This is a genomic window from Salinicola salarius, from assembly GCF_003206135.1.
GTDB classification, from domain to species: domain Bacteria; phylum Pseudomonadota; class Gammaproteobacteria; order Pseudomonadales; family Halomonadaceae; genus Salinicola; species Salinicola salarius.
This window is the reverse complement of record NZ_PZJT01000030.1, coordinates 1-5,830: the sequence shown is the minus strand read 5'-3', so window position 1 is coordinate 5,830 and position 5,830 is coordinate 1. Positions and strand designations below refer to the sequence as shown.

Genomic DNA, 5,830 nt, shown 5'->3' with positions numbered 1-5,830 from the left:
TGGTCCGTAAAGTACGCATCCGCTGACGCCGAGACAGGGTTTCGGAGGCAGCGGAGAAGAAAGCCAAGCGTTTGATTTGATTGAAGAAATCGGTTGACGCAAGGCGGTGAAGCCGGTAAGATCGCTTCCCAGTTCTTCGAAGGATCGGCTCCACCCAGCTTGACCGGAGCCAGCGGGATTCAACGAAAAAAGATGTTGACATCGCCGCCAAGATCCTTAAAATACGCCACTCCTTACGGCGGCCAAGAAAACAAGCGCTGACAAGCACTTGGGGCCGACGGCAGAAGCAAAGCGCTTCGAGTAGGGACGCTCTTTAACAATCGATCAGGTAATTGATGTGGGCGCTTGTTCTCGCGTGACAGCCAGTCACGACATATCGAGGCAAGCGACTCGTCAAGATTCGTTTGACCTTGAACCAAGTTTGGTCCGCTTTTCTACTCGTTCTTCGGAACGAAAGAAGTAAGGACTATCAGACTTTAAACTGAAGAGTTTGATCATGGCTCAGATTGAACGCTGGCGGCAGGCCTAACACATGCAAGTCGAGCGGCAGCACGGGGAGCTTGCTCCCTGGTGGCGAGCGGCGGACGGGTGAGTAATGCATAGGAATCTGCCCGGTAGTGGGGGATAACGTGGGGAAACCCACGCTAATACCGCATACGTCCTACGGGAGAAAGCGGAGGATCTTCGGACTTCGCGCTATCGGATGAGCCTATGTCGGATTAGCTAGTTGGTAAGGTAACGGCTTACCAAGGCGACGATCCGTAGCTGGTCTGAGAGGATGATCAGCCACACTGGGACTGAGACACGGCCCAGACTCCTACGGGAGGCAGCAGTGGGGAATATTGGACAATGGGCGAAAGCCTGATCCAGCCATGCCGCGTGTGTGAAGAAGGCTTTCGGGTTGTAAAGCACTTTCAGCGAGGAAGAAAGCCTCTGGATTAATACCCCAGAGGAAGGACATCACTCGCAGAAGAAGCACCGGCTAACTCCGTGCCAGCAGCCGCGGTAATACGGAGGGTGCGAGCGTTAATCGGAATTACTGGGCGTAAAGCGCGCGTAGGTGGCTTGGCACGCCGGTTGTGAAAGCCCCGGGCTCAACCTGGGAACGGCATCCGGAACGGCCAGGCTAGAGTGCAGGAGAGGAAGGTAGAATTCCCGGTGTAGCGGTGAAATGCGTAGAGATCGGGAGGAATACCAGTGGCGAAGGCGGCCTTCTGGCCTGACACTGACACTGAGGTGCGAAAGCGTGGGTAGCAAACAGGATTAGATACCCTGGTAGTCCACGCCGTAAACGATGTCGACTAGCCGTTGGGACCTTTAAGGACTTAGTGGCGCAGTTAACGCGATAAGTCGACCGCCTGGGGAGTACGGCCGCAAGGTTAAAACTCAAATGAATTGACGGGGGCCCGCACAAGCGGTGGAGCATGTGGTTTAATTCGATGCAACGCGAAGAACCTTACCTACCCTTGACATCCAGAGAAGTTGGCAGAGATGCCTTCGTGCCTTCGGGAACTCTGAGACAGGTGCTGCATGGCTGTCGTCAGCTCGTGTTGTGAAATGTTGGGTTAAGTCCCGTAACGAGCGCAACCCTTGTCCTTATTTGCCAGCGAGTAAAGTCGGGAACTCTAAGGAGACTGCCGGTGACAAACCGGAGGAAGGTGGGGACGACGTCAAGTCATCATGGCCCTTACGGGTAGGGCTACACACGTGCTACAATGGCCGGTACAAAGGGTTGCGAGACCGCGAGGTGGAGCGAATCCCAGAAAGCCGGCCTCAGTCCGGATCGGAGTCTGCAACTCGACTCCGTGAAGTCGGAATCGCTAGTAATCGTGAATCAGAATGTCACGGTGAATACGTTCCCGGGCCTTGTACACACCGCCCGTCACACCATGGGAGTGGACTGCACCAGAAGTGGTTAGCTTAACCTTCGGGAGAGCGATCACCACGGTGTGGTTCATGACTGGGGTGAAGTCGTAACAAGGTAGCCGTAGGGGAACCTGCGGCTGGATCACCTCCTTAAACGATTAGCTTAGCGTGGTTCAAGCGCTCACAATCAATTACCTGATCGGCCAGAGCAAGACTGTTTGGGTCTGTAGCTCAGTTGGTTAGAGCGCACCCCTGATAAGGGTGAGGTCGGCAGTTCGAGTCTGCCCAGACCCACCAAATTTTATCCAGTTCCACGTTATTTCGTGACTCGCATAGCAGGCTATGCGTCGCCCCGAAATGCCTCGATCTGAATAAAATTAAACAGATCAAATAAAAGAGAAAGTCTTCTTGGTTCTTTTTACGATCTGTCTATCCGGGGCCTTAGCTCAGCTGGGAGAGCGCCTGCCTTGCACGCAGGAGGTCAGCGGTTCGATCCCGCTAGGCTCCACCACTCTCTCGCGACAACCGAGAGGCAAGCACAACCCGACAGTCTGACCATAAGTTTTAAGCTATACGCTTGACGTGACGATGAAACACTCGTGACAGCAAGCTTACAGCTTAGAGCTTATCGCTCTAAACGCTCTTTAACAATTTGGATCATGCTGACAGTTCTTCTCTCTAGAGAAGAACGAAACGAGATACGTCTCAAGCGTATCCGGCAATTGTCGAATGATTAATCACTGACCAGACTCCTTCGGGTTATATGGTCAAGCGATTAAGCGCACACGGTGGATGCCTTGGCAGCCAGAGGCGATGAAGGACGTTGTAGCCTGCGATAAGGTTCGGTGAGGTGGCAAACAACCTGCGACCCGGACATTTCCGAATGGGGAAACCCATCCAGCACAAGCTGGATATCCCACACTGAATCCATAGGTGTTGGGAAGCGAACCGGGAGAACTGAAACATCTAAGTACCCCGAGGAAAAGAAATCAACCGAGATTCCCCCAGTAGCGGCGAGCGAACGGGGAGTAGCCCTTAAGCATGTGACTGGTTAGACGAACGCGCCTGGAAAGGCCGGCCATAGTGGGTGATAGCCCCGTAGTCGAAAACCTGAATGTGTGAAATCGAGTAGGTCGGGGCACGTGAAACCCTGACTGAACATGGGGGGACCATCCTCCAAGGCTAAATACTCCTGGCTGACCGATAGTGAACCAGTACCGTGAGGGAAAGGCGAAAAGAACCCCGGAGAGGGGAGTGAAATAGATCCTGAAACCGTGTGCGTACAAGCAGTGGGAGCAGACTCGTTCTGTGACCGCGTACCTTTTGTATAATGGGTCAGCGACTTATATTCAGTGGCGAGCTTAACCGTATAGGGGAGGCGTAGAGAAATCGAGTCTTAACTGGGCGACCAGTCGCTGGATATAGACCCGAAACCGGGCGATCTATCCATGGCCAGGGTGAAGGTTGAGTAACATCAACTGGAGGCCCGAACCCAAGTATGTTGAAAAATGCTGGGATGAGCTGTGGATCGGAGTGAAAGGCTAATCAAGCTCGGAGATAGCTGGTTCTCCTCGAAAGCTATTTAGGTAGCGCCTCACGTATTACCGCCGGGGGTAGAGCACTGTTTCGGCTAGGGGCCCATCCCGGGTTACCAACCCGAGGCAAACTCCGAATACCGGTGAGTAGAGCGTGGGAGACACACGGCGGGTGCTAACGTCCGTCGTGAAAAGGGAAACAACCCAGACCGTCAGCTAAGGCCCCCAAATTCTGGTTAAGTGGGAAACGATGTGGGAAGGCATAGACAGCTAGGAGGTTGGCTTAGAAGCAGCCATCCTTTAAAGAAAGCGTAATAGCTCACTAGTCGAGTCGGCCTGCGCGGAAGATGTAACGGGGCTCAAACCAGATGCCGAAGCTACGGGTTCATCCTCTGGATGAGCGGTAGAGGAGCGTCGTGTAAGTCTGTGAAGGTGTGTTGAGAAGCATGCTGGAGATATCACGAGTGCGAATGCTGACATGAGTAACGACAAGGGGAGTGAAAAACTCCCCCGCCGGAAGACCAAGGTTTTCTGTTCTATGCTAATCAGAGCAGAGTGAGTCGGCCCCTAAGGCGAGGCCGAAAGGCGTAGTCGATGGGAAACGGGTTAATATTCCCGTACCGGATGTGATTGCGATGGGGGGACGAAGAAGGCTAGGTGAGCCAGGCGTTGGTTGTCCTGGTGAAAGTCAGTAGGCTGAGGACTTAGGCAAATCCGGGTCCTCAAGGCCGAGAGACGAGACGAACGGACTACGGTCCGGAAGTCATCGATGCCACGCTTCCAGGAAAAGCCTCTAAGCTTCAGATCACATGCGACCGTACCCCAAACCGACACAGGTGGTCAGGGTGAGAATCCCAAGGCGCTTGAGAGAACTCGGGTGAAGGAACTAGGCAAAATGGCACCGTAACTTCGGGAGAAGGTGCGCCGGCTTAGGGTGAAGGACCTCGCGTCCCGAGCTCGAACCGGTCGAAGATACCAGGTGGCTGCAACTGTTTATTAAAAACACAGCACTCTGCTAACGCGTAAGCGGACGTATAGGGTGTGACGCCTGCCCGGTGCCGGAAGGTTAATTGATGGTGTTAGCCCTCGGGCGAAGCTCTTGATCGAAGCCCCGGTAAACGGCGGCCGTAACTATAACGGTCCTAAGGTAGCGAAATTCCTTGTCGGGTAAGTTCCGACCTGCACGAATGGCGTAATGATGGCCACGCTGTCTCCACCCGAGACTCAGTGAAATTGAAATCGCAGTGAAGATGCTGTGTACCCGCGGCTAGACGGAAAGACCCCGTGAACCTTTACTATAGCTTCACACTGGACGCTGATGTTGCTTGTGTAGGATAGCTGGGAGGCTTGGAAACCCGGACGCCAGTTCGGGTGGAGCCAACCTTGAAATACCAGCCTGGCATCATTGGCGTTCTAACTTGGCACCGTGATCCGGTGTGAGGACAGTGTGTGGTGGGTAGTTTGACTGGGGCGGTCTCCTCCGAAAGCGTAACGGAGGAGCACGAAGGTACCCTCAGCACGGTTGGAAATCGTGCATTGAGTGCAAGAGCATAAGGGTGCTTAACTGCGAGACAGACACGTCGAGCAGGTACGAAAGTAGGTTCTAGTGATCCGGTGGTTCTGTATGGAAGGGCCATCGCTCAACGGATAAAAGGTACTCCGGGGATAACAGGCTGATACCGCCCAAGAGTTCACATCGACGGCGGTGTTTGGCACCTCGATGTCGGCTCATCACATCCTGGGGCTGAAGTCGGTCCCAAGGGTATGGCTGTTCGCCATTTAAAGTGGTACGCGAGCTGGGTTTAGAACGTCGTGAGACAGTTCGGTCCCTATCTGCCGTGGGCGTTGGAGATTTGAGAAGTGCTGCTCCTAGTACGAGAGGACCGGAGTGGACGCACCTCTGGTGTTCCGGTTGTCACGCCAGTGGCATCGCCGGGTAGCTATGTGCGGACGGGATAACCGCTGAAAGCATCTAAGCGGGAAGCCTTCTTCAAGATGAGATCTCCCCGAGACTTCGAGTCTCCTAAAGGGTCCAGCAAGACTAGCTGGTTGATAGGCACGATGTGGAAGCGCTGCAAGGCGTTGAGCTAACGTGTACTAATGCCCCGTGAGGCTTGACCATATAACCCCAAGGGGTTTACGGCACCGGTACGATGCGTACCGCGTGCGATCGGTGATGATCACCGACAGACTGGATACGCCCTGTCTTGAAGAGCAGACAGGCGAGACGTGTCTTGGTCAGCATGATCCGAATCGGTCGGGATGAGGGCGAATTGCAGTCACGCCACGCATCCCGACGTCAGTTTTGCCTGACGACCATAGCGAGTGGGAACCACCTGATCCATGCCGAACTCAGTAGTGAAACCGCTCAGCGCCGATGGTAGTGTGGGGTCTCCCCATGTGAGAGTAGGTCATCGTCAGGCATCTAT

General features: G+C 54.3%; 2 tRNA genes and 3 rRNA genes. All 5 read left to right on the top strand.

From position 1 onward, the window contains the following. Positions 1-478: 478 nt before the first annotated feature. The 5 genes from DOM32_RS17495 to rrf all read left to right on the top strand — a co-directional run bounded on the left by DOM32_RS17495 (position 479) and on the right by rrf (position 5,824). Positions 479-2,019: ribosomal RNA gene (locus DOM32_RS17495) — 16S ribosomal RNA — on the top strand. Positions 2,020-2,086: 67 nt separating this feature from the next. Beyond that, positions 2,087-2,163, top strand: a tRNA-Ile gene (locus DOM32_RS17490). Between the two features lie 138 nt (positions 2,164-2,301). After that, a tRNA-Ala gene (locus DOM32_RS17485) sits at positions 2,302-2,377 on the top strand. 254 nt (positions 2,378-2,631) lie between these two features. Then, positions 2,632-5,523 (top strand): 23S ribosomal RNA (locus DOM32_RS17480). A gap of 186 nt (positions 5,524-5,709) precedes the next feature. After that, positions 5,710-5,824: ribosomal RNA gene (gene rrf / locus DOM32_RS17475) — 5S ribosomal RNA — on the top strand. The 16S, 23S and 5S rRNA genes sit together here with 2 tRNA genes alongside, the layout of an rRNA operon. The last annotated feature ends 6 nt before the right edge of the window (positions 5,825-5,830 follow it).